The organism is Mesorhizobium sp. M2E.F.Ca.ET.209.01.1.1 (assembly GCF_004010375.2).
Classification (GTDB): domain Bacteria; phylum Pseudomonadota; class Alphaproteobacteria; order Rhizobiales; family Rhizobiaceae; genus Mesorhizobium.
The window spans coordinates 1-284 of sequence record NZ_SADP02001277.1 but is presented as its reverse complement, the minus strand read 5'-3'; the positions used below and the strand labels follow the sequence as shown (position 1 = coordinate 284).

Below are 284 nucleotides of genomic sequence, written 5' to 3'. Positions count from 1 at the left end.
TGTGGGTCGACGCCAACTTCAAGGAAGACCAGCTGCGCGCCATGGCCGACGGCCAGGCCGCGACGGTCTATGCCGATGTCGCCCCCGACCGGCCGCTCAAGGGCCACGTCACCAGCCTCGGGCCGGCCACCGGAGCGATCTTCAGCGTTATCCCGCCGCAGAATGCGACCGGCAATTTCACCAAGATCGTGCAGCGGGTGCCGGTTAGGATCACAATCGACGCCGACCAGGCGGGCAAGGTCGCGCTGCGGCCCGGCCTGTCGACGGTGGTCACGGTCGATACC

Annotated in this window: 1 protein-coding gene; it reads left to right on the top strand. The window is 68.0% G+C overall.

The annotated features are described in order from the left end of the window. The coding region (locus EN852_RS40055; RefSeq protein ID WP_135879993.1) for an HlyD family secretion protein at positions 1 to 284 on the top strand (284 nt) is incomplete at both ends.